This is a genomic window from Jejuibacter sp. L23 (assembly GCF_050815825.1).
GTDB classification, from domain to species: Bacteria; Pseudomonadota; Gammaproteobacteria; order Enterobacterales; family Enterobacteriaceae; genus Jejubacter; species Jejubacter calystegiae.
Genome location: NZ_CP138199.1, coordinates 78,943 through 102,469, shown reverse-complemented (window position 1 = coordinate 102,469; position 23,527 = coordinate 78,943). Strand labels below are relative to the sequence as shown.

26 protein-coding genes are annotated in these 23,527 nt (G+C 50.8%); 10 read left to right on the top strand and 16 right to left on the bottom strand.

Annotated elements, in window-relative coordinates; all coding sequences use genetic code 11:
- Positions 1–2: 2 nt before the first annotated feature.
- Entirely contained in the window at positions 3–968 is a 966-nt protein-coding gene (gene rfaC / locus SCU88_RS00460; RefSeq protein WP_175341274.1) for a lipopolysaccharide heptosyltransferase RfaC, read from the top strand.
- Between the two features lie 141 nt (positions 969–1,109).
- On the top strand, positions 1,110–2,273 hold the full coding sequence (locus tag SCU88_RS00455) for an O-antigen ligase family protein (protein WP_175341275.1): 1,164 nt from the start codon (positions 1,110–1,112) through the stop codon (positions 2,271–2,273).
- Positions 2,274–2,285: 12 nt separating this feature from the next.
- Here SCU88_RS00455 and SCU88_RS00450 read toward each other — a convergent pair whose 3' ends face one another.
- The 9 genes from SCU88_RS00450 to rfaQ all read right to left on the bottom strand — a co-directional run bounded on the left by SCU88_RS00450 (position 2,286) and on the right by rfaQ (position 11,357).
- The gene (locus tag SCU88_RS00450) at positions 2,286–3,377 is read right to left on the bottom strand and encodes a glycosyltransferase family 9 protein (RefSeq protein ID WP_175341276.1); all 1,092 of its coding nucleotides are present in this window, start codon (positions 3,375–3,377) and stop codon (positions 2,286–2,288) included.
- Between the two features lie 158 nt (positions 3,378–3,535).
- Positions 3,536–4,387: a 3-deoxy-D-manno-oct-2-ulosonate III transferase WaaZ gene (gene waaZ, locus SCU88_RS00445; protein WP_175341277.1), complete on the bottom strand. Its 852-nt coding sequence runs from the start codon at positions 4,385–4,387 to the stop codon at positions 3,536–3,538.
- Positions 4,388–4,504: 117 nt separating this feature from the next.
- On the bottom strand, positions 4,505–5,203 hold the full coding sequence (rfaY, locus tag SCU88_RS00440; protein ID WP_175341278.1) for a lipopolysaccharide core heptose(II) kinase RfaY: 699 nt from the start codon (positions 5,201–5,203) through the stop codon (positions 4,505–4,507).
- A 25-nt stretch (positions 5,204–5,228) separates the two neighbouring features.
- The gene (locus tag SCU88_RS00435; protein ID WP_175341279.1) at positions 5,229–6,239 is read right to left on the bottom strand and encodes a glycosyltransferase; all 1,011 of its coding nucleotides are present in this window, start codon (positions 6,237–6,239) and stop codon (positions 5,229–5,231) included.
- 24 nt (positions 6,240–6,263) lie between these two features.
- Positions 6,264–7,274 carry a lipopolysaccharide 3-alpha-galactosyltransferase gene (gene waaO, locus SCU88_RS00430; protein WP_175341280.1) on the bottom strand — a complete coding sequence of 337 codons (1,011 nt, stop codon included), beginning with the start codon at positions 7,272–7,274 and terminating at the stop codon, positions 6,264–6,266.
- Positions 7,274–8,362, bottom strand: coding sequence for a lipopolysaccharide 1,6-galactosyltransferase (gene waaB / locus SCU88_RS00425; RefSeq protein WP_175341281.1), 1,089 nt, complete (start codon positions 8,360–8,362; stop codon positions 7,274–7,276). Before waaB ends, waaO begins: the two co-directional genes overlap by 1 nt.
- A gap of 28 nt (positions 8,363–8,390) precedes the next feature.
- Positions 8,391–9,188, bottom strand: coding sequence for a lipopolysaccharide core heptose(I) kinase RfaP (rfaP, locus tag SCU88_RS00420; protein WP_175341282.1), 798 nt, complete (start codon positions 9,186–9,188; stop codon positions 8,391–8,393).
- Entirely contained in the window at positions 9,181–10,302 is a 1,122-nt protein-coding gene (locus SCU88_RS00415) for a glycosyltransferase (RefSeq protein WP_175341283.1), read from the bottom strand. The genes rfaP and SCU88_RS00415 overlap by 8 nt, the downstream gene beginning before the upstream one ends.
- Positions 10,299–11,357 (bottom strand): lipopolysaccharide core heptosyltransferase RfaQ, encoded by a 1,059-nt coding sequence (gene rfaQ / locus SCU88_RS00410; protein ID WP_175341284.1) that lies wholly within the window; start codon positions 11,355–11,357, stop codon positions 10,299–10,301. The genes SCU88_RS00415 and rfaQ overlap by 4 nt, the downstream gene beginning before the upstream one ends.
- A gap of 410 nt (positions 11,358–11,767) precedes the next feature.
- Here rfaQ and waaA point away from each other — a divergent pair, with 410 nt between their 5' ends.
- Both waaA and coaD read left to right on the top strand, forming a co-directional pair.
- On the top strand, positions 11,768–13,045 hold the full coding sequence (gene waaA, locus SCU88_RS00405; RefSeq protein ID WP_175341285.1) for a lipid IV(A) 3-deoxy-D-manno-octulosonic acid transferase: 1,278 nt from the start codon (positions 11,768–11,770) through the stop codon (positions 13,043–13,045).
- A 9-nt stretch (positions 13,046–13,054) separates the two neighbouring features.
- Positions 13,055–13,537: a pantetheine-phosphate adenylyltransferase gene (gene coaD / locus SCU88_RS00400; RefSeq protein WP_175341286.1), complete on the top strand. Its 483-nt coding sequence runs from the start codon at positions 13,055–13,057 to the stop codon at positions 13,535–13,537.
- On the opposite strand, the gene mutM is transcribed toward coaD, so the two are convergent.
- The 4 genes from mutM to radC form a co-directional block, all read right to left on the bottom strand.
- On the bottom strand, positions 13,534–14,343 hold the full coding sequence (gene mutM, locus SCU88_RS00395; RefSeq protein WP_175341287.1) for a bifunctional DNA-formamidopyrimidine glycosylase/DNA-(apurinic or apyrimidinic site) lyase: 810 nt from the start codon (positions 14,341–14,343) through the stop codon (positions 13,534–13,536). The two genes, coaD and mutM, sit on opposite strands and share 4 nt — an antisense overlap.
- Positions 14,344–14,411: 68 nt before the next feature.
- Positions 14,412–14,579: a 50S ribosomal protein L33 gene (gene rpmG / locus SCU88_RS00390; protein WP_013094893.1), complete on the bottom strand. Its 168-nt coding sequence runs from the start codon at positions 14,577–14,579 to the stop codon at positions 14,412–14,414.
- A 13-nt stretch (positions 14,580–14,592) separates the two neighbouring features.
- The gene (gene rpmB / locus SCU88_RS00385) at positions 14,593–14,829 is read right to left on the bottom strand and encodes a 50S ribosomal protein L28 (protein WP_000091955.1); all 237 of its coding nucleotides are present in this window, start codon (positions 14,827–14,829) and stop codon (positions 14,593–14,595) included.
- 217 nt (positions 14,830–15,046) lie between these two features.
- Positions 15,047–15,712 (bottom strand): RadC family protein, encoded by a 666-nt coding sequence (gene radC / locus SCU88_RS00380; protein ID WP_175341288.1) that lies wholly within the window; start codon positions 15,710–15,712, stop codon positions 15,047–15,049.
- A 185-nt stretch (positions 15,713–15,897) separates the two neighbouring features.
- Between radC and coaBC the strand changes: the two genes are divergently transcribed.
- From coaBC to SCU88_RS00360, 4 genes are all read left to right on the top strand, one after another.
- Complete coding sequence (coaBC, locus tag SCU88_RS00375) at positions 15,898–17,109, top strand: bifunctional phosphopantothenoylcysteine decarboxylase/phosphopantothenate--cysteine ligase CoaBC (protein ID WP_175341363.1); 1,212 nt, start codon at positions 15,898–15,900, stop codon at positions 17,107–17,109.
- On the top strand, positions 17,087–17,545 hold the full coding sequence (dut, locus tag SCU88_RS00370; protein ID WP_168198766.1) for a dUTP diphosphatase: 459 nt from the start codon (positions 17,087–17,089) through the stop codon (positions 17,543–17,545). Before coaBC ends, dut begins: the two co-directional genes overlap by 23 nt.
- A gap of 116 nt (positions 17,546–17,661) precedes the next feature.
- On the top strand, positions 17,662–18,258 hold the full coding sequence (gene slmA, locus SCU88_RS00365) for a nucleoid occlusion factor SlmA (RefSeq protein WP_175341289.1): 597 nt from the start codon (positions 17,662–17,664) through the stop codon (positions 18,256–18,258).
- 152 nt (positions 18,259–18,410) lie between these two features.
- Positions 18,411–19,427 carry an SMP-30/gluconolactonase/LRE family protein gene (locus SCU88_RS00360; protein WP_175341290.1) on the top strand — a complete coding sequence of 339 codons (1,017 nt, stop codon included), beginning with the start codon at positions 18,411–18,413 and terminating at the stop codon, positions 19,425–19,427.
- A 3-nt stretch (positions 19,428–19,430) separates the two neighbouring features.
- On the opposite strand, the gene SCU88_RS00355 is transcribed toward SCU88_RS00360, so the two are convergent.
- Entirely contained in the window at positions 19,431–19,772 is a 342-nt protein-coding gene (locus SCU88_RS00355) for a winged helix-turn-helix transcriptional regulator (RefSeq protein WP_175341291.1), read from the bottom strand.
- Between the two features lie 120 nt (positions 19,773–19,892).
- Between SCU88_RS00355 and SCU88_RS00350 the strand changes: the two genes are divergently transcribed.
- Positions 19,893–20,879: a zinc-binding dehydrogenase gene (locus tag SCU88_RS00350; protein ID WP_175341292.1), complete on the top strand. Its 987-nt coding sequence runs from the start codon at positions 19,893–19,895 to the stop codon at positions 20,877–20,879.
- 16 nt (positions 20,880–20,895) lie between these two features.
- Here SCU88_RS00350 and pyrE read toward each other — a convergent pair whose 3' ends face one another.
- Both pyrE and rph read right to left on the bottom strand, forming a co-directional pair.
- Entirely contained in the window at positions 20,896–21,537 is a 642-nt protein-coding gene (pyrE, locus tag SCU88_RS00345) for an orotate phosphoribosyltransferase (RefSeq protein WP_138095127.1), read from the bottom strand.
- Between the two features lie 93 nt (positions 21,538–21,630).
- A complete protein-coding gene (rph, locus tag SCU88_RS00340; protein ID WP_175341293.1) occupies positions 21,631–22,347 on the bottom strand; it encodes a ribonuclease PH in 717 nt (238 codons plus the stop codon).
- Between the two features lie 124 nt (positions 22,348–22,471).
- On the opposite strand from rph, the gene SCU88_RS00335 reads away from it, so the two are divergent.
- Positions 22,472–23,335 carry a YicC/YloC family endoribonuclease gene (locus tag SCU88_RS00335; protein WP_175341294.1) on the top strand — a complete coding sequence of 288 codons (864 nt, stop codon included), beginning with the start codon at positions 22,472–22,474 and terminating at the stop codon, positions 23,333–23,335.
- Positions 23,336–23,527: the final 192 nt, after the last annotated feature.

Sequence of the window (23,527 nt, the reverse complement as noted above, 5' to 3'; positions counted from 1 at the left end):
GGATGCGGGTACTGATTGTAAAAACCTCGTCGATGGGCGATGTACTGCATACCTTACCAGCACTAACGGATGCTGCTCAGGCGATTGAAGGGATTCGTTTTGACTGGGTCGTGGAGGATGGTTTTGCCCAGATACCGGGCTGGCACGATGCGGTAGACAACGTTATCCCGGTCGCGCTGCGCCGCTGGCGCAAAGCCTGGTTTTCTGCACCAATAAAGGCTGAACGCCAGGTATTTCGCACCAGATTACAGGCGACTCACTACGACGCTGTGATCGATGCCCAGGGACTATTGAAAAGTGCCGCACTGGTGACTCGTCTGGCCCACGGAACCAAACACGGCATGGACTGGCATAGTGCCCGCGAACCGCTGGCCAGCCTGTTCTACAATCGACGCCACCAGATCCCTAAACCACAGCATGCGGTCGAGCGCACCCGGGAGCTGTTCGCCAAAAGCCTTGGCTACGACAAACCCATAACCCAGGGTGATTATGCCATCGCCCGCCACTTCCTTAACCATCTGAATCCGGATGCCGGTCACTACGCCGTGTTCCTGCATGCCACCACGCGCGACGATAAGCACTGGCCGGAATCACACTGGCGTGAACTGATCGCCCTGATGGCCGATAGCGGCTTGCGCATCAAATTGCCATGGGGGGCCCCTCATGAGGAAGAAAGAGCCAGACGACTGGCAGAAGGTTTTGACTACGTAGAGGTACTACCGCGGATGAGTCTTGAAGAGGTCGCCAGAGAGCTGGCCGGCGCCCGCTTTGTGGTCTCTGTCGATACCGGGCTGAGCCATCTGACCGCCGCGCTCGACCGCCCTAATATCACGCTATATGGCCCTACCGATCCTGGGTTGATCGGCGGCTATGGGAAGAATCAGGTGGCGTGTTGTGGGGAGGGGGGGACGCTGAATAATCTGACCAGCACATCAGTGATGCAGCAATTGCAATCGCTTATCATCTGATGGTCCTATGAATAACTATAATGTTTTATAAGGAATATTACATTGATGAGGCAGGAAAAGTTATCGGCGATCAGATCGCCGGGCTACCATAGAACGGTCAACCTGGTTGAGACTATTGTCTACTTATTGTGCGGTACGACAATGATGACAGCTCTGGTTTATAATAACCTGAGTATGAAGCTTTATACTATAACAGCGATACTGGCACTATTCACTTTACTGGCCAGAAGCCATTTAACCAGCTTCCGACAATCCCCGCTGTGGTTACCCATAGCATTTCTGCTGATAGGTCTAATCGATCTTATCTGGTATTCCACTTTTAAAAGTAGCGATTCCCCTTTTCGGGCGACTTATCATAACTACCTGAACACGGCTAAAGTTTTTAGTTTTGGCAGTATTGTCATGCTACTGGCAGTAACATCACGTATCCGAATCACTAAAGAACTGATTCTCTACATTTTATATTCATTGGCTTTTATTATTATGGGGGCGACCCTGTATCTTAAATTCGGTACTGATATGACACGTATCGATTTTGGTATAGGAACAGCGACCGGCGCCGCATACTCGATCTCATTTATCGGGATCCTAAGTAGTAGTGCGATCCTCTGCACTCGCCAAAATCATCCTATTCTCTACGTAATAAATGTATTGGCCACCTGTGTTGCACTCGTCATGACCGAGACCCGTGCAGCCATACTGGTATTTCCCGTCATTAGCGCTTTCACACTCATCCTCTTTTACTGCAAAAGCATTAAGCAATTTGTTAGTATTCTGGGGACCTTCCTGGCTGTATTGATTGCCGTGGGATTCTTCTTTAAAACTCCGTTAACAGCGCGTTATGATGAAGCAGTACGAGATATAACAGCCTATAGCAACGATAATAGCCAAACATCCATTGGTGCTCGCCTGGCAATGCAGCACGCGGGCATGGCCACTTTTCTGGAGCACCCCCTTACGGGACAATCAGCGGATAGCAGGGCTGCAGAAATTAAACAGCTGGTAACAACTGACGCCTCTCTTTCGGGCGCAATTCCATATCTGAATGTCCATCTGCATAATGAAGTGATAGAAGCTGCATCGCTAAAAGGTATTGCCGGAACCCTGTCTACATTATTTTTATATTTTTCACTCTTTATAACAGCCTGGCGTTACCGATCGTTTGCCTTATTCGGATTTGCATTAGCCCTGGCTGGATTAGGGCTCAGTGACGTACTGATATGGGCACGTAGCATCCCTATTATTTTTACCATGGGCCTGGCAGTAATATTACTTTATGGAAATAGCAGGAAAAAAGAAGGATAAAAAATGGTGGGTTTATCCCACCGCTTTTTTAGACTTATCAGACAGAAAATGGGCTGTTGTCTGGTTTATTTCTTCCAGAGAAATATCTGAAACCCTACAATCGGGGGCGATAACCTGGACAGCAAGCTCATTATTAGGAGCCCAAACCAGCGGAGAGGGATATTTATCCGTACGGGCCTTAGGATAAAAGGCCAGCGTAGGCACGTTGAAGGCCGAAGCAATATGCACTAATGCCGTATCGACGGAAATAAGATAATCGGCATATTTCGTTAGTGCAACTGTATGAATAAAGTCTTTGAAGGGGCAGAGCTCAGCGCCTTCTATTTTAATCAGCGGGAGATCAGCGGGATGCCCTGTAAAAATAACACGAAAATCAGGAAGTCGCTCAGTGACACAGTGATAGATTTCAGAGATCTGTTGAGGTGATAAACGACAGATCTTCTTAGCACCAAACGGGTTAATCAGCACAACAGGTTTGACGCCAACAAATGCTTTTGCGGTTTCTTCAACGTGTTCCGGCAGAGGGATATCATAACAAGTATTATAATTAGTGAGCGCATGCCCCGTCAGGAAAGCCATAATCTCACGGGCACGTGATGCCATATGCTCTGACAGGTTCTCGTCATGAGGATTATAAGTACAATAATATCGTCGATACCAGCGATCAAAGCCCAGCGTATGTCGCGCTTTGATACCGGCCAAAACAATAGCATGGCGATAGTTTGGTAGAGTCTCAAAGGGGTCAATTAATAGATCGTAACTAAGCTCACCAACCTGTTTTAAAACAGAGGTGATGTCACGCAAGCTATCAGATTTTTTAACAAAAATACCGGATATTTTGTTATTCCCTTGCAAAAAAGCATAGCCTGCCGGGTCGGTTAGAATATAGAGTTTTATCCCCAGCTTATGCAATTCCCGATACAGAGAGCTTAGTACAATGAGATCGCCTAACTTTTTGTTATTATGAACGATAATGCAACTTTTTATGCTGTCCCCAGGTTTCCAGACCTCCTTCTCCTTATGGGAAAAGAAAAAAGAGACCGCATTTATCTTGAGGCGGTTAAGAAATGCTCTTTTTTTCTTGTGGAAATGACCAAGTCGCATAGTTACTTACCAATCATTAAGGCTAATATCTTGATTATAGAGTGAAAAAAAAAACTCAGAGGAACTATTTTACTCTCAAACTCATGCCACGCCCTGCCAGAGATCAAAGTATACAGGTATAAAAAGAGTGGCCAGTACAACATTCTGAATATTCTCCATTACCCAGCAAGCGTATCTAAAGGGGGTTTAAGCTTCACCACATTACTGTTTAATGCCTCATCAGACTTTCCCAGCAGCACTTCAGAACTCATATAAGGAATAATCTTATAATCGATAGCCGTATCATCGGATAAATTAAAGATTGCGATATCTTTAACATTCTCACGCATAAAACGAAAAAATGGTAAAATTTTAAACAGATCTTTGCTTAACTCAGAAGGCATCGGATTATTGCTCTCATCATAAAAACGGCGGCAATCGCCAGTCAAATCCAGCCCGGAGCAGATTATTCGCTGGTACTTCAGAGAGTATGCAATCTGAATAGCTGTATAAGCGATGGTATGACACGAACAATACCCAAGGCTGATATCACGACTAAAACCAACCAAACGTTTTTTACGCGACGCAGGAACCTTAATCAACAATTCCCGATGTAAAACTGAAAACGTTGACAGTTTTAACTTCTTCCATGCCCCTCCCTTCTCCCGTTTGTAAAATGAGCGGAGGATAAAACAGTTTTCGCGGATATATTTTTGATCTTCAGCAGAAGCCTCCTCATAAACATCAAGGTTGACTATTGTAAAACGGCTATTGCGTGAGAAGTAATAGAAGTCCTCGCGTCTTTGATGTAAAAAGCGAGCATCAGTTAGAGTGTAAATAAAAGGTGAAATACCGTTATCCAGTAAATAACTGGCCGAACCATTTACTGTGATCACATCATTTCTGTGTAAAATCTCGAGTGGAGTATTACGCGATGTTGGCCCAGAGAGAAAAATGATCACATCATTCGTTTTCTTGCTCTTGATGATATGCTTAAGCTCATCTTGGGTTATAAATTTCAAATCGGCCATGTGAAAATCCGGTACTAGTAGGTGAAAAACAATGCAGTCTGATTATCGGGGATTGTATGTATAACCTTTAATAATCTATCTTTTTGAAGACTTTCCCCGTCACGGTGCTACCAGGCATTAGCGGACCTCTTTCCCTTTTAACTTTCGGATAAAGTTCCTTAATTTTTTCTTGTAAATCAAGATATAAAAACCTAAGTCTTTTGTTTTATTATAAATTCCAAAGTGGCGTTCCAGATCTATTCTATCCTTAGCCCGTCTTCCTGCAGTGCAACGCTTTCCTGAAAGATCTATAATTCTAACTTCATTATTTGCAACAATAAAATTACCTTTGTGTGGGTCACCCGACACCATACCATGCTGATGTAATTCTATTATCGATGTATTAATTTTTGATTTAAGTTCATCATCGATAGGATTTATATCAGCCAACTCAATACCATCAATATATTCAATGAGCATAATATAATGATGAACAAATCTTAATGTTTTCTTTTCAGCAAGAAGATAAAAATCGTTGACGGAATGAACACCTTCATTTCTTACTCGCTCTGTCTGCCTAAATAGATTTTCGTAGTAATCACCTTTAAGCATAGACTTCGCAAAACGCTCTTTCTGTTTCATCTTTGGTGCAAAAAACTTCAGAATGAATTTTCCATACTTAGTAGAAATCAGAAGAACCTTGGTATCTTCGATGTTGCGAAAGACTTTTATGATAGATATGTTATACTTGAATATATCACGAAGTATTTCCTCATACCGTCCATCAGAGTCTTTAGTTAAAACATAATAATTATTTATATTTAATGAGTGAACCATAACTTAACCAGGAATTTTTATATAATTAACGTCGCAGATATTTTCGGTAGCCATACTCAATACCACAAATAATCCCCTTAAGATACCGTCCCTGAATAAGCATATGCTTATATTGCTTCTTAAACTCCATCATACTGGTCGCCGATTTCCGTGGTAGATCCTTCCATGGCGATTCTCGCAATGCATAGTCATAAAACCGAACCGAAGGGTAGCAAGCCCATTGATGCCAGGGTTTGGTAACTCCGGTGTAGTGAATCAGAATCGTTTCATCGTTGATAAGACTGCTGTAATCCTGGTGAGTACGATCCTTCAGCTCGCTCTTGAGTGTATAAATAGTATTAAACTTACGAGGTAAATAATGGAGTTTCCCAGAAAGCAGTACATTTAGGACATCCTGATCGGGGTATTTATAAGAGGTGTTACATAGTATATCAAGAGCCTTCTGAGTCAACCTATCCTGCTTCCATACAGATAAATTAGCCAACACTACACCCGAGTTAAAATAATATCCCTGATATTTTTTGTCATGTAATCGCTCAACTGCTTTATCCTGCATTGACTCCACATCAGGTACTACTGCTGCCGCATAGCTATTCAAATCCAGGGTAACTAATTCCTTCAGCGAACCTTTACAAATAACATCTGCATCCAGATAAAGTAACCTGTCAAATCGATTACTAAAGGCATCAAATGCAAATAACCGAAAATACATAGCATGCGACCATATTTTAGTACTGGGCAGCACCTTAAGCTTTTCAGACTCTATTTTGTACATAGATATCTTTGCATTATATTTTACGGCAAGTTTTTTTATTTTATCAGGATAGTTTTCATCATATTCATCAGCAATAATATGAAAACTAAAGTTAATGCTCTTATTATTAATAAGAAGAGAAGTTATTGACACCCCAACACCAACCAGATAATTCTTATCAACCCCATACGCAACGTTCAGGCATTCTTCTTCCTGACATTTAACCTGACGTTCATCAAAGCTTAAATAATCCGTTATTGTTACACAAGGAAATGTATCCACTGCGTCACCTTCTATAACTATCTGTTATTTCAGCACTTTCTTTTTAAAGTAGCGCAAATAAAGAGAAACTCCCTTCAGGTATCTTCCCTGATGGTACATATGCTTAGCACAATAGCGAAGCTGGTTACTACTGGTTGGCTTCAGCAATGAAACATCCGACCACGGAGAAGCTTTCCTTGCATCAAGAAAGCGTCGTGATACGGGATAATCGGCCCAGCAATGCCATGGTTTGGTGGGTCCAATATAATGAATGATAACTGTCTCATCATTTACTGGATTCAATGCATCCTTTTTTAATTCATAATTAATACTGTACCGCGTATTAAACTTAACATCAATAAATCTGACCTTACCGGCCAGAAGAACATTCAGTACATCCTGATCCAGATGAGTAATTCGGGCTACCATCTCTGGATCGTTAAGCATCTCAATTGCCCTGGATGAAATACTGGCAGCATTCCAAAGCGGAATATTGATAAGAAGGAAGCCCGCATTAAAATAACCGTCCACTAAAGCGGGGGCATTTAACCGCTCAGCTCTCTGATGCCACCATTCACGATCGCCTTCAGATACCACCGCAGCGATTTCATCATCAAAAGTCAGATCGATTAGCTGTTGCAAACTTCCCTGGCAGGCGATGTCTGCATCAATATACAGAACTCTTTCCGACTTTCCCGTAAAATAATCGGCAATAATAAACCGGAAGTAAGTCGCATACGTCCAGTTTTTGGTACTCGGTAACGACTTTAATCGTTCGCAATCGATCAAGTAGACGACAATCCTGGAATGATATTGTTTCGCCAGTGCTTCAAATTTAGCTTTATCGTCGTCATCAAGGAAGTCAGTGAAAACATGGAATGAAAAATCAATCTGTGGGTTCGCAAGTAGCACTGAAGCTATAGATACGCCGCAACCAAACAGAAAATTCTTGTCAATTCCATAAGCAATATCGAAAGATGATGAACTTCCGGAGCGATAATTAAAATCCATTACCGAACGGATAACTTCCTCTTCTTTAAAGTAAGTAGGGTTCATTAAACGGTATTCTCTGTATGGTTCACAATTATCTGTTTCAACTTTTCGAAATAAACCCTGTCATAAAAACGATGTATAGAGGCTTTGATCATTTCACGATCAACCTCAATGCCTTCCTTGCTAACTCGATGTAAAACAGCGACTAATTTATCTAAATCTCCGGGGGGATAGAGCCATCCATTCCTCCCGTTCTGAATAATATCTTCCGGGCCAGAGACACACTGACTACTGACACAGGGAATACCAAATGACATGGCTTCCAGTAGCGTCATCGGGAAACCTTCAAAGGCAGACGTCAGTAATAACGCAGTCACTGCTTTGATATCCTGCCGTACCAGCTTCCAGGGATCGAGCTGCCAGCCATACCAGCAAATTCGCTCATCAATATTCAGCGTCTTTGCATATTCCCTGCATCTGGCATAATCGGAACCATCACCGATCACGTGCAGTTTCCATGGCGACTCAAAACGCGCCAGCCCATCAAGCAGATCCTTAATCCGCTTTTGCCCTTCAAACTTCATACGTCCAATATAAAGAAAGGTAGGAACGTCAGATGACCCCGGTGCTGGAATAACCGTCTGTTGCTCCGACACAGGGTTATAAATCAGATAGGTTTTCTGTTGTGGTACACCCCTGGCCATGAGTTGCTTCTGAATACCGCTACTAATAGCCAGATGCAAATCGGCATGGATCACGCAATCCGCATGTTTTTTATGATCTAAAGAAAAATGCGGCCATGAAAAGAGAGGAAAATGCATACCAGCCCGCAGGCGAGCCCGATTCACCAGCAGACAGGCAATCATATCAATACAGATCACCACATCAGGCCGTTCTTTACGTAACCAACTGGCAAAAGTACGAATATGCCTGATTCTACGCAGTGCGCTGATTTTAATGGAAGAGTATGAGTAACTGACTCCAGCCCCCTCGACCAGCCACTGCTTATCCATACTGTCATTACGGCAGAAGAAAAACATCCGGCAATCAATCGACGGCGTCTCCTCCATGAACGTCTTAATGACCTTACGGATAACTGTTTCCATGCCGCCAAAACCTGATACGGCTTCTCCGACAAAAGCTATCTTCATTAATAAAACCCACGTGCGATTATAGTCGTTAGAGTGATTTCCGCAGCGTACGTTCACGGATGCGTTCAGCTTTCGCATCCGATTTTTTGATTAACTCCGCTTCATCAATCAGCACTTCACGTAAAGGCCGATCGAAATAGATTTCCATAAAGCGGTAAACGTCCCTGCGAGTTAGTCCAATATTTTGAGAAGAGAAATAAAGCCCAATCAGATCCTTATCGCGCCAGCGTTGTGGTACCTGCCGCCGAATTTGAGCGCGGTGCAAATCGATAACGGAAAGCTTCATATCCTCTTCGGTTCCGTTAAACGGCTGACGCAATAAAAAATGGCACAGATAGCAGTCCCGATGATTCACCCCTCCCAGATGCATCTTGCGTACCATGGTCGCCAGGCGGCGAATCAGCATCTGCTTAATAGCCCGTGCAGGAGGATTTACAACCCAGTCGGCACAATAATCCTCAAGGCTAACGGCGGGTGATAAATCTTCAGTGATAATAAATGAGGTGCGCCGTAGCGGATTACTTCCTTTCTGACCAAATGCAGCGCCTTCCATCGTATCAACGCCAAGGGCCTTCAGACGATGAATGGCATTCCATTCCCTGTCGGCCCCCAATACCGGCAGCCGTAAAGAGATCAGGTTTTTTACCACCTCTTTGAGCGTGGTGCCCTGGTGCCATTTCAGAAAATAGCTGGCGTTATTCACTTCGAAGCGTATCGTCCGCCGGCTTTCCAGTTCGCGAAACACATCGCCCTGCAGCCGCGACGCTTCAACAAAGGCATCTTTCCCCTGCCAGAGAGTGTCGAAAGGCGCTTTTAATTCAACCATGCTTACCTACTATGATGTCAGCCGCCTTTTCCGGCAGGCTGTATAAGTCCTGCGTGTCGGCATAATGGCGAGCTGCCTCCGCCCAGGTTTTACGAACCTCTTCATTCTGTAGCCCTTCGAGCAACCGCACATTCAACTGGGATTGCTCGAATGGCTCCGAAATCACAGCGCCACACTGGCCATCAGCAATATAGTGAGCATAACCGCACACCGAGGTGACCAGCACCGGCAAACCTGCGGCCACGGCTTCCAGCAGCACGATGCCCGCGGCTTCCTGATAAGCGGGATGAATTAGCAGATCGGCCGCCGCCATCAGTTCCGCGACATCATTACGACCAGTGAAGAAGCTGACCTGGTCAGCCACAGAGAGCTGTTCCGCCAGTTGCGCAAAGCGTCCGGGCTTGTCCTGCCCCACAACCATCAGGCGCGTGCGCAGGCGAATTTCCTCTGGAAGAGACGCTACAGCTCGAATACTGCGATCGACACCCTTACGTTTAAAATCGGAGCCCACCTGCAGTACCAGATAGTCATCCTGAGCAATTCCATTTTTCTCACGCGCCGCGTTGCGGGCACCCGCGGGTTGATTGCTGTATTTGCGATCCGGGTAGATACCCGGCGGCAGAATATGAAAACGCTCCGGCTCGGTATGATAATGGCGACGGAAATCGGCAATCTGCTTATCCGTTAACATCAACAGCGCGGTCTTTGCCCCCTGGCGGAAGGTGGCCCGCTCAAACGCCATATAGTGCCTGTAGCGCCCGGTCAGGCGATAGAAAAAACCTTTCTCTCGTTCCACTTTTTCGGCGTAGCAGACATCGGCAGCATAGTAGACATCCAGCCCAGGCATTTTATTGAAGCCAACTACCCGATCTGCGGGATGCTGCTGCAAATGCGCCTGCACCCACTCATAGTATTGTGTATTGCGCCCATGATTGGTGCGGGACGCCACCGGTACCTGAATAATCTCAAGCGCTTCCGGCTTCTCGCCACTCCAGGACTGAACGTAAACCCGAACCTTGTGGCCGCGTGCCGCTACCGTGTTAGCAATACGCAGAAAGTCGCGCTGTAAGCCCCCAAAGGGAAAATATTTATAGAGACAGAAGGCGACAATCATGATGTTGCCTCTTGCGGCATATCGGCCAGCAGTTTATCCGCTGCGGCAATGACATCCTGGGCCGGAATAACGGAAAGATATTTTTTGTTACGCTCCCGATCCTTACGTTCCGGCATAGGTTGATAATCTCCCGCCCAAAGTTGGATCGCATTATCCGACCAGGGGCGCCAGAACACATGGTCGGTGGCGCCAAACAGACAGACGATCGGCGTTTTTACCGCCGCGGCAATATGCATCGGGGCAGAATCGACACCAATAAAGAGCGCGGCATGATCGATTAGCGCAGCCAGTTCCGGGAATCGCGTTTTACCCGCCAGCGCCGTCACAGGCTTATGCTGGCATCCTTCGGCGATGCGTCTGACACAAGCTAAATCCTCTTCCCCGGGCCCGCAGGTCAGCACCACAGCATAACCACGCTGTTGCAACGCATCGACTACTTCAGAAAATTTCTCGTCATCCCAGCATTTAAACAGCTGTCTGGCTGTCGGCTGGATCACCACATATTGCCCGGTGATGTCCTGCTCTGTCAGTTGAGCACGAAGTTTTTCCCAGTGTTCAGATCGATAACTCATCGTGGTATCAAGGCAAACATCGCTGATGCCCAATGGCGCCAGTACAGAAAGGTTACGCTCCACCACATGCTGACCGCTAAATGGCGCCAGATACGTAAAGCTCTTCTTCCAGAAAGAAGACTGGCGATGGGAGTAGTTCTGCGAAATTTTCACAGGGGCAGGCAATAACCGCACCAGTAACGAAACCATCCACTGATCGGTCAAATTCACGATCAGATCATAACGTCGGGCACGCAGTGTCTTAACCAGGCTCAGGAAATTACTTATTTTCTCTTTGGTACCTGACCCTTTTTTCGCCATGCCATACAGGGCATGGATCTCCAGGTTTTCTGAAAGAATCGGGATGGTATCCTGGTAGAGCAGAACATCTATTTGCGCATCGGGGTAACGCCGCTTAAGCGTGCTGATAACCGGCGTGGTTAGCAGCATATCCCCATGAAAACGCATTTTGATGATGAGAATTCTGTTAAATGACTTTTCCACAAGCATCTCTTTAGCTAATCAGACACTGCCAGTCGCAACAAAAGGGCACGCTACCGCCCCAGGCTTTACAGCTACCTGTTCACTGACCCGCTTCTTAAATTTAGTTCGCTAGTGTACCACTTCCTCTGCATTAAGCCGAGTTGAATGTTTTTTGCGCGAATAAATTAATTTTCCCTTTATTTCAATGATATGAAGAATTTTCTGTCACGACACTGAAGAGTACCAAAAAGAGACAGGCAAACGGTTTTATGCGCTTTCTATTGGGCCGGAATACCCCCAACAAAAATCTTTTAAAACAAAGCGTTAATTAATAAATCTTCCAGCCTAATTCCCGGATGCCGCGAAAGTAATGGCAATGGCGGAGTGAAATACATAGAATCCCCTGCAAGTTCCCAGCACAAGAATGTACTATGCTCCAATTGCTTTACACGACGCTGCTTTACCTAATCCAACCGCTAATCTGGATTCGGCTTTGGCTGCGTGGTCGTAAGGCACCAGCCTATCGCAAGCGCTGGGGAGAACGTTACGGCTTCTATAATAAAGAGCTGAAAGGCGGCGGGATTATGCTGCATTCGGTCTCGGTTGGCGAAACTCTGGCGGCAATTCCGCTGGTTCGCGCCCTGCGCCATAGCCACCCCTCCTTGCCGATTACCGTCACAACAATGACTCCCACCGGCTCTGAACGCGTGCTTTCCGCTTTCGGCGACGACGTCCAGCACGTCTATCTGCCCTACGATCTGCCAGATGCATTAAACCGCTTTCTCGATCGGGTCGATCCCCGGCTGGTGCTGATTATGGAAACCGAGCTGTGGCCAAATCTGATTTCTGCACTGCATCGTCGTCAGATCCCACTGGTTATTGCTAACGCTCGTCTTTCTGAACGCTCGGCAAAAGGTTATGCCAAACTGGGGCGCTTTGTGCGTACGCTAATGCGTCGAATCACGCTTATCGCCGCCCAGAACGAAGAAGACGGTGAACGTTTTATTCAACTTGGCGCCAAACGTTCACAGCTTGCCATCACCGGCAGTCTGAAGTTTGATATCTCCGTCACGCCGCAGATGGCCGCCAGATCCGTTACCTTACGCCGCCAGTGGGCTCCACATCGTCCGGTCTGGATCGCCGCCAGCACCCACGAAGGTGAAGAAAGCATTATCGTGGCGGCTCATCAGCAGTTGCTTAAGCAATACCCCAATCTGCTGCTTATCCTGGTACCGCGCCATCCGGAACGCTTCCCCGATGCCATTGATCTGGTACGAGAAGCGGGTCTGAGCTTTATTACCCGTTCTTCTGGTGAAGTGCCATCCGGCAGTACCCAGGTGGTGATTGGCGATAGCATGGGCGAGCTGATGTTGCTCTATGGCATTGCAGATATGGCTTTTGTCGGCGGCTCTCTGGTTGAGCGCGGCGGTCATAATCCTCTGGAGCCTGCTGCCCACGCCATTCCGGTACTAATGGGGCCCCATATTTTCAACTTTAAGGATATCTGCGCGCGTCTTGAGCAGGCAAACGGGCTAATCACCGTTACCGACACCACATCGCTGGTGAAGGAGATGAGTTCCCTGCTCTCTGATGAGGATTACCGCAGTTACTATGGCCGCCATGCCGTCGAGGTGCTATACCAGAATCAGGGCGCGCTACAGCGGCTTCTGCAGTTACTGGATCCTTACTTACCCACCAGGATGCATTAAGGGGCTATCATGCAACAACGCGCTATCTATCCCGGAACCTTCGATCCCATCACCAATGGCCACATCGATATTGTCTGCCGTGCCGCGAAGATGTTCGACAGCGTGATTCTTGCCATTGCTGCCAGCCCGCATAAAAAGACGATTTTCACCCTTGCCGAGCGCGTCGACCTGGCAAAGCAGGCGCTGTCGCACCTGGATAACGTTGAAGTGGTGGGGTTTAGCGATCTGATGGCCAACTTCGCCCGCACGCAACAGGCCAATATTCTGGTGCGGGGTTTGCGTGCCGTTGCCGACTTCGAATATGAAATACAGTTGGCGAACATGAATCGCCACCTGATGCCAGAGCTGGAGAGCGTCTTCCTGATGCCTGCTCCGGAATGGTCTTTTGTTTCCTCTTCACTGGTGAAAGAGGTCGCGCGCCACCATGGCGATGTGGCGCATTTCCTACCTGAACATGTCCGTACCGCCCTGCTGAAAAAGCTGCACGGCTAGTGCTGGCAGCGCCTGCACCAGTACGTACGGCGTTGCCCGTGCTTCCCGGCCGCAACCGGCGTTCCACAGTTGCGGCACGGTTCTCCTTCCCGCCCATAAACCTGTAGCTCCTGAGCGAAATACCCCGGCTTGCCATCGCTTTGCAAAAAGTCGCGCAGCGTAGTGCCGCCCTGCTCTATCGAACGTTGCAGCACGGCTTTAATCGCCTGTGACAGCCGCTCGCACTCCGCAACAGAGAGCGAACTCGCCAGCCGATCGGGATGGATCCCGGCGGCAAATAGCGATTCGCTGGCATAGATATTTCCCACGCCGACGACCAGCTTGTTATCCATCAGCCACGGTTTAATCGCAATTTTCTTACGCGCGCTCTTTTCATGCAGCCAGGCGCCGTTAAAGGCCTCACTAAGCGGCTCCGGCCCCAGATGCGCCAGTACGCTATGCTGCAAAGGCTCCTTTGCCCATAGCCAGGCCCCAAAGCGGCGCGGATCGGTATAGCGCAGTACCTTACCGTTACTCAGTACCAGATCGACGTGATCATGTTTACCCGGGGGGAGTTCAGCAGGTAGGATACGCAAACTGCCCGACATCCCCAGGTGAATAATAATCCAGCCTTCCGCCAGTTCCAGTAGCAGGTATTTCGCCCGCCGCTGCACGCTCAGCACCGGCCGATCGCTGAGTCTGTAAATCTCTTCAGAGACTGGCCAACGCAGGCGCCCATTGCGGACGACGGCGTGGAGAATAGTCTCTCCCACCAGGTGCGGCTCAATACCGCGACGACTGGTTTCCACCTCCGGTAATTCCGGCATGCTCTCCTCCCATACCCCGGAAACAAAAAAACCCGGCCGAAGCCGGGTTTTCGTACAATCCACTAAAATTATTTGATTTTAGCTTCTTTGTACATAACGTGCTGACGAACAACCGGATCGAATTTCTTCAGTTCCAGTTTTTCCGGCTTAGTACGTTTGTTCTTAGTGGTCGTGTAGAAGTGACCAGTACCGGCAGAAGAAACCAGCTTGATCTTCTCGCGAATACCTTTAGCCATGATTCAGTTCCTCTTAGTACTTCTCGCCGCGGGCACGCAGTTCCGCCAGAACGGTGTCGATGCCTTTTTTATCGATAACACGCATACCTTTAGCAGATACACGCAGGGTGACGAAACGCTTCTCGCTCTCAACCCAGAAACGGTGAGAGTGCAGATTCGGCAGGAAACGGCGCTTAGTCGCGTTCAGTGCGTGGGAACGGTTATTACCGGTCACCGGACGCTTGCCAGTAACTTGGCAGACTCGGGACATGTCTATTCTCCAAAAATCAAATTAGCTCGAGCTTCGTATAGGGTATTGGCAGCCTCGTCAGGCCTGCTGTTGGCCTGGTCCTGCAGTTCATTTGAACCGCGTATGCCAGGCCCAAATGCCAAACCCGAGATTCTCAAAGGTGGCGTAGTATACGCTGTGTCAGGGATGTGCTCAAGTCCCGAACAGATAAAGATCCCGAAGGATCGCGCGATCTGCTCTAAATCCACCCGCGTTCGGCAAAAGAGATGCTCTCTCCGCGGCCGATAACCAGGTGATCCAGCACCCGAATCTCCATCAAATTACAGCTCCTGACGATGTTTTCCGTCAGTAGCCGGTCGGCGCGGCTGGGTTCCGCTTTGCCCGAAGGGTGATTATGGGCCAGAATCACCGCCGCCGCATTATGTTTCAACGCCTCGCGGACAATTTCCCGCGGATGAACCTCCACATGGCTTAGCGTGCCGGAAAATAGCCGACCGTGGCTGATAACCCGATTACGATTATCCATAAACAGCACCATAAAAATCTCCCGCTCTTCATCCGCCAGCTGGCCCTGCAAAAAATGGCGCACCATTTCAGGGTTAAGTAACGGTTTCTCCTCTTCCATCTGAGACGCATGATAGCGTCGCGCCAGCTCCGCAATAGCCCGAAGTTGCGCATATTTTGCCACCCCAATACCGCCAATCGCTTTAAAATCATCCAGTTCGGCGGTCAGCAGCCGACGCAGCGAGCGAAAGTGCCTTAATAACCGGTTCGATAGCACCAGTACATGCATTCCCGGCCAGCCAGTGCGAAGAAAAATCGCCAGCAGTTCAACATCCGTCAGCGCGCTGGCGCCATAGCGCAACAGCTTTTCCCGTGGCAGAAGCGTTAATTCGCCATCCATAACTGTCCCCTCCCTCAATTACTGTATATAATCACAGTCATATTGCCGCAAGGGGTTGCATCACGTCGAGCAAAAAACCAGCAGATTGCGGCACATCTCGCAATGCACACGCCGATCACGACGCCAGGGTTATGGTAAAATGAGGCCATTACCCTGACTGAAAATGACTACAGGAACCAATGATGATGGGGCTTTCCGGCAAGAAAATCGTTCTGGGAATTAGCGGCGGCATCGCCGCCTATAAAGCGCCCGAGCTGGTACGTCGTCTGCGGGAGCACGGCGCTGAGGTACGTGTGGCCATGACCGATGCGGCCAAAGCCTTTATTACGCCGATGAGCCTGCAGGCCGTATCCGGCTACCCGGTATCCGATAGCCTGCTGGATCCCGCAGCAGAAGCGGCTATGGGACATATCGAGCTGGGTAAATGGGCCGATCTGGTGATTCTGGCCCCCGCCACTGCCGACCTCATCGCCCGGATTGCCGCAGGTATGGCCAACGATCTGGTCTCTACCCTCTGCCTGGCGACGCCTGCGCCAGTTGCGGTCGTGCCTGCCATGAACCAACAGATGTATCGCGCCGCCGCCACCCAGCATAATCTTGGGGTTCTGGCCGACCGTGAACTGTTAATCTGGGGGCCAGACAGCGGCAGCCAGGCCTGCGGCGACATCGGTCCCGGGCGCATGCTCGATCCGCTCACCATCGTCGATATGGCAGAGCATCACTTCGCGCCAGCGAAAGACCTCCAGCATCTGAATATCATGATTACCGCCGGCCCAACCCGCGAACCGCTGGATCCGGTGCGCTATATCACCAATCACAGCTCAGGTAAGATGGGGTTCGCCATTGCCGCCGCCGCCGCTGCGCGTGGCGCGAATGTCACCCTGGTGGCCGGGCCGGTTTCCCTGGCCACGCCGCCCTGGGTAAAACGTATCGACGTCACTTCCGCCCTTGAGATGGAAGCCGCAGTACAGCAGCACGCAGCGCAACAGCATATTTTTATCGGCTGCGCCGCAGTGGCCGACTACCGCGCTGCCGCAATCGCTGATGAGAAAATCAAAAAGCAAGGCGATGAATTAACAATAAAAATGGTCAAAAACCCGGATATTGTCGCCGGGGTAGCCGCCTTAAAAACCAGACGACCCTACGTTGTTGGGTTTGCCGCAGAAACAAATAATGTGGAAGAATATGCCCGGCAAAAACGCGAGAGGAAAAACCTCGATCTGATTTGCGCTAACGATGTTTCCCAGTCTGATCAGGGATTTAATAGCGATAGCAATGCGCTGCATCTTTTCTGGCAGGGGGGAGATAAGATCCTGCCGCATGGGCGGAAGTCTCTCCTTGGCCATCAGTTACTCGACGAGATTGTTACCCGTTATGATGAAAAAAATCGACGTTAAGATTCTGGACCCGCGCGTTGGTCAGCAGTTTCCGCTACCAACTTATGCCACCTCTGGCTCCGCCGGACTTGACCTGCGTGCCTGTCTGGACGACGCCGTAGAACTGGCGCCGGGTGCAACCACGCTTCTGCCGACCGGTCTGGCCATTCATATCGCCGACCCAAGCCTTGCCGCCGTGATTCTTCCGCGCTCCGGGCTGGGCCACAAGCACGGCGTTGTACTGGGTAACCTGGTAGGGCTTATCGATTCCGACTATCAGGGTCAGCTCATGGTCTCCGTATGGAATCGCGGTCAGGATAGCTTTACTATCGAGCCGGGCGAACGCATCGCCCAGATGGTATTTGTTCCGGTTGTTCAGGCGGAATTTAACCTGGTTGAATCCTTCGACGTCACCGACCGTGGCGAAGGCGGCTTTGGCCATTCCGGCCGTCAGTAAATCAGTCCGGAATTCAGACGCGCCCGCAGCGTTAATAACGTAAAAATATCTCCGCAGGTAAAATGCCTGCGGATTCTGCGTGGCCGCTCGTGTTCATTTCAGGGGTATTTTAAAACATGGCAGAAAAACAGACTGCGAAAAGGAATCGTCGCGAAGAAATACTTCAGTCTCTGGCACAGATGCTTGAATCCAGCGATGGAAGCCAGCGCATTACCACAGCAAAGCTGGCCGCGTCCGTAGGCGTCTCTGAAGCTGCACTTTATCGCCATTTTCCCAGCAAAACCCGGATGTTTGACAGCCTGATCGAGTTTATTGAAGACAGCCTGATCACCCGTATTAATTTAATTCTGAAAGATGAGAAAGAGACCAGCGCCCGCCTGCGTTTGATTGTGCTGCTGATTCTGGGTTTCGGCGAGCGTAACCCGGGGCTGACCCGCATTATGACCGGTCATGCGCTGATGTTTGAACAGGACCGTCTCCAGGGCCGTATTAACCAGCTATTCGAACGCATTGAAGCCCAGCTGCGCCAGGTGTTGCGCGAACGCAAAATGCGTGAAGGTGAAGGCTATGTAACCGACGAAACGCTGCTGGCCAGCCAACTGCTGGCTTTCTGCGAAGGCATGCTGTCACGCTTCGTGCGCAGCGAATTCCGCTACCGCCCCACCGACGATTTCGAAGCGCGCTGGCCGCTGGTCGCCGCACAGCTACAGTAGCCTCATCTTGCTGGCGGCCCCCGGGCCGCACTCTTTAGTTCCTGGTGAATTGCCCGAATCTCTTCGGGGAATTGCCAGATGCCCGTCATCGCACGTTTCTCTACTCTGAACCTGACCATAACAAAAACACCCTACAGGACAGGAGAAACACAATGCCTTCATCTCGTCGCGATCTGCTCAAGCTGGGCGGCGCCGTCGCTGCCTCTGCGCTACTCACCCGTAACAGTTTCGCCAGTTGGGCGCCCTCCCAGCGCTATCCCGACCCCGCTATCGTCGCGCTGGACCCCGGTTTCAGTAAACTCATCCTGCCCAGCGCGAAGATCGAGCGTATCGCCACCGGCTGCCGCTGGGCCGAAGGCCCGATCTGGTTCGGCGACGCCCGCATGCTGCTGTGGAGCGATATTCCCAACAATGCGGTTATGCGCTGGGATGAAGTCACCGGCCAGGTCAGCGCTTTTCGTAAGCCCTCTAATAACAGCAACGGCCACGCTCGCGACCGCCAGGGGCGGCTCTTGAGCTGTGAACACGATACCCGCCGGGTAACCCGCACCGAATATGACGGCACCCTGACCGTTCTGGCCGACAGCTATCAGGGGAAGCGCCTTAACTCCCCGAACGATATCGCAGTCAGTGCGGATGGCAGTATCTGGTTTAGCGATCCGCCGTTCGGCATCGCCGGTTTCTATGAAGGTCACCACGCCGAACCGGAGCTGCCGGAAAATCTTTACCGGATAGCGCCCGATAGTGGAGAACTTACCATTGCAATGGAAGGCATTAGAGGCCCTAACGGTCTGTGCTTTTCGCCGGACGGTAAGATTTTGTATGTGGTGGAAAGCCGGGCGAAACCCAATCGCCTGATTCTGGCCTGGGACGTAGTGGACAATCAGTTGAAAAATAAGCGGATACACATCGACTGCGGCAACGGCACCGCAGACGGTATCGCCTGCGACAGTGCCGGCAACCTTTGGTGCGGCTGGGGCATGGGTAGTCCGGAACTGGACGGCGTACGGGTCTTTAATCCCCAGGGAAAGGCCATCGGCATGATCCATCTACCAGAGCGCTGCGCCAATCTTTGCTTCGGCAGCGAACAGCGCAACCGACTGTTTATGGCAGCCAGTACCTCAATCTATTCGCTGTTCATTAATGCACAGGGCGCGATTCTGGTGTAAGAATCACCGCGGAACGGCTGACTGCTGTTCCGCTTCCTGCCGCGCCAGGTACGCCTCCCCCCATTCACGCATCGCCACCAGCGTGGGGGCCAACGTCCTGCCCTGCTCAGTCAGAGAATATTCCACCCGGGGCGGCACTTCAGCATACACCACCCGATTCACCATTCCGTGGCTTTCCAGCTCGCGCAGTTGCAGGGTCAGGGAACGTTGCGTCACGCCGCCAATCAGGCGTTGCAGTTCACCAAAACGCTTAGTGCCGGATAGCAGGTAGTGGATAATCAGCGGTTTCCACTTCCCTCCCGCCACCTCAATCGTCACCTCGACAGCACAGCGATACGCTTTCATATTAAGAGCCCCTAAGTATACTTTTTATCCTTAAGTATAATAATTGTGCGTACTTGTCAAAATTAAACAAAAGAAAAATACTGGGGTTCATAAAATTTACTGCCGACAAGAGAGACACCAATGAAGGCTGCCTGGTATGAAAAACAGGGCCCCGCAAATAAAGTGCTACAGGTCACAGAAGTCGCCACTCCGAAGCCAGGACCAGGAGAAGTGCTGGTCAGAGTCCACAGTTCCGGCCTGAACCCCACCGATCTTAAAGCCCGCAGCGCCTTTTCCAGCACTATGAAATTTCCGCGCATCATCCCTCATCAGGATGGCGCAGGTGTGATTGAGGCCGTTGGCGAAGACGTTAGCGCCGGGCGACTACACCAGCGGGTCTGGCTCTACGAAGCCCAGTACGGCCGGGCGTGGGGCACCGCTGCGCAATATATTGCGCTACCGGCGCAAAATGCCGTAGTCCTTCCGGAAAACATCGACTTCGACACCGGTGCCGCACTGGGCATTCCGGCGCTGACGGCGCACCGCTGTCTGTTTGCCGACGGATCCCCGCGTGGATTGCGGGTACTTATTCACGGCGGCGCGGGAGCCGTGGGTTCGGCGGCCATTATGCTGGCTAAATGGGCTGGCGCCTGGGTCGCCGCCACGGTCAGAAGCCCCGCCCAGGCAGAGGCTGCGCTGGCATATGGCGCAGATCGGGTGCTGTATCAGGGAAAGGACGATATCGTGCAGCAGATTGCCGCCGAAACTGAAGGCCAGGGTGTGGATCGCATTATCGATGTGAACCTGATGGAAAACCTGAGCGTTGATCTCGCCTGCCTGGCCCGGGACGGCGTTATCTGCGCCTATGCCACACCGGATGCCACTGCCGCCGTTCCCGTGCCGCTGCTCAACGCCATGATGCAGGGCTGCGTACTGCGCTTTGTCTATATTTACCACGCGCCGCAGTCAGCCAAACAGCAAGCCATCGCGGATATCACCCGCTGCCTGCAACAGGGTAACTACCACCCACGGATTGCCGCACAGTTTATGCTGGAGGATATCGCCGACGCTCACCAGATGCTGGAAGCAGGCGGCGTCACTGGCAAGATAGTGCTTCACCCGGCGTAACGCCGGGTGCAAAGGCTTACACGCCGTACTGTTCGCGGTAAGCGCGCACTGCCGCCAGGTGCTCGGCCATCTCGGGTTTTTCCGCCAGATAGTCGATCAGATCGTTCAGGGTAATGATAGAAATGACCTTACAGCCGTAGTCACGCTCCACTTCCTGGATGGCCGAGATCTCGCCACGCCCGCGCTCGCGGCGGTCCAGCGAAATCAGCACGCCAGCCAGGGTGGCGTCATGTGACTGGATAATTTCCATCGATTCACGAATGGCGGTGCCCGCAGTAATCACATCGTCCACCAGCATCACTCGCCCGGTCAGCGGGCTACCTACCAGGCTACCGCCTTCGCCGTGATCCTTCGCCTCTTTACGGTTAAAGCAGTAAGGCAGATCGCGCTCATGATGCTCCGCCAGCGCCACAGCCGTGGTGGTGGCGATGGGAATGCCCTTATAGGCCGGACCAAACAGCAGGTCGAAGTCGATACCGGAATCCACCAGCGCTTCGGCGTAAAAGCGACCCAGTAACGCCAAATCGCGACCGGTATTAAACAGCCCGGCGTTGAAGAAATAGGGGCTGATGCGCCCGGATTTCAGCGTAAACTCGCCGAACTTCAGTACCTGCTTGCTAAGCGCGAATTCAATAAACTGGCGCTGATACGGTTTCATGGATCCACTCCTAAGATGTTGACTAATACACTGCACGACTTAAACGACCGCATCCGGTCATAAAAAAGGCGACTCTCTGGTCGCCTGAAAAAATTACTCTGCCAGCGCCGCCTTCTGCGACGCGACGATCGATTCAATACCCCCGCGGGCCAGTGCCAGCAGCGAAAGCAGCTCCTCGTGGCTGAAAGGCTCGCCCTCTGCGGTGCCCTGCACCTCAATCATGCGACCATCTTCCATCATCACCACGTTCATATCGGTTTCCGCCGCGGAGTCTTCAACGTACTCCAGGTCGCACACCGCCTGACCGTCCACGATCCCCACGGATACTGCCGCGACCATCCCTTTCATCGGATTGCTCTTCAGCTTGCCGCTTGCTACCAGGCCATTCAGGGCATCGGCCAGCGCCACGCAGGCACCGGTGATAGACGCGGTACGAGTACCGCCATCCGCCTGCAGCACGTCGCAGTCCAGAGTGATGGTGAATTCGCCCAGCGCCTTGAGATCGACGGCAGCGCGCAGCGCCCGGGCAATCAGGCGCTGAATTTCCATGGTACGGCCGCTCTGCTTGCCGCGTGCGGCTTCACGACCATTACGGGTATGGGTAGAACGCGGTAACATGCCGTATTCGGCAGTAATCCAGCCCTGCCCCTGGCCTTTCAGGAAGCGCGGAACGCTCTCTTCCACGCTTGCGGTGCACAGAACTTTGGTTTCGCCAAACTCGACCAGCACGGAGCCTTCAGCGTGTTTAGTGTAATGACGGGTCAGGGTGACGGGGCGCACCTGTTCGGCGCTACGACCTGATGGACGCATAGGGCAAACTCCTGCTTGAAACGAGTGTGGCTGCGCATTATACGGACTTCACTCGCTTATTCCTATCCTGCCAGGGTCGTGCTGGCTATAATCCCCTCATCCACCTCAAAAAATGGGTATTACTATGATCCGCAGTATGACAGCCTACGCCCGGCGGGAAATTAAGGGTGAATGGGGCAGCGCCACCTGGGAGTTGCGCTCGGTAAACCAACGCTACCTGGAAACTTATTTCCGGATGCCGGAGCAATTCCGTAGCCTGGAGCCCGTCGTTCGTGAGCGGATCCGCAGCCGTCTGACGCGTGGTAAGGTCGAATGCCACCTGCGCTTTGAGCCAGACGCCAGCGCCCAGAGCGAACTTATCCTCAATGAAACCCTGGCAAAGCAACTGGTGCAGGCCGCCAACTGGGTAAAAATGCAGAGTGACGAAGGGGAGATAAACCCGGTAGACATCCTGCGCTGGCCAGGCGTAATGTCGGCGAAAGATCAGGATCTGGACGCCATCACCGCGGAACTGCTGACCGCACTGAACGGTGCGCTGGATGATTTCGTCGTAGCACGCGAAACCGAAGGCCAGGCCCTGAAGAGCCTGATCGAACAGCGTCTGGAAGCCGTAAGCGCCGAAGTGGCGAAAGTTCGTGCCCATATGCCGGAAATTATGAAATGGCAGCGCGATCGCCTGGTCGCGAAACTGGAAGACGCCGAAGTACAACTGGAAAACAATCGCCTGGAACAGGAACTGGTGCTGATGGCCCAGCGCCTGGACGTGGCGGAAGAGCTGGACCGCCTGGAAGCCCACATCAAAGAAACCTACAACATCCTGAAAAAGAAAGAGGCAGTGGGCCGCCGTCTGGACTTTATGATGCAGGAATTCAACCGTGAGTCGAATACCCTGGCGTCCAAGTCCATCAATGCCGATGTCACTAACTCCGCCATTGAGTTGAAGGTGTTGATCGAACAGATGCGCGAGCAGATCCAGAATATCGAGTAAATCCCGGACCCCCGGCGAACCGCCGGGGCTCTATGCCACGCTTTACCTGCAACACTACCGCCGGTTATAATTTCACCTCCCCTCTTCCATGGAGTCTTCGCCGACATGAATGATTAATCCCTTACACCAGTCGCTTTATTTTTATTTATCAGGCAACTGGCAGGGTTTAGTCGGCGTGGTTCCGTCTTCATA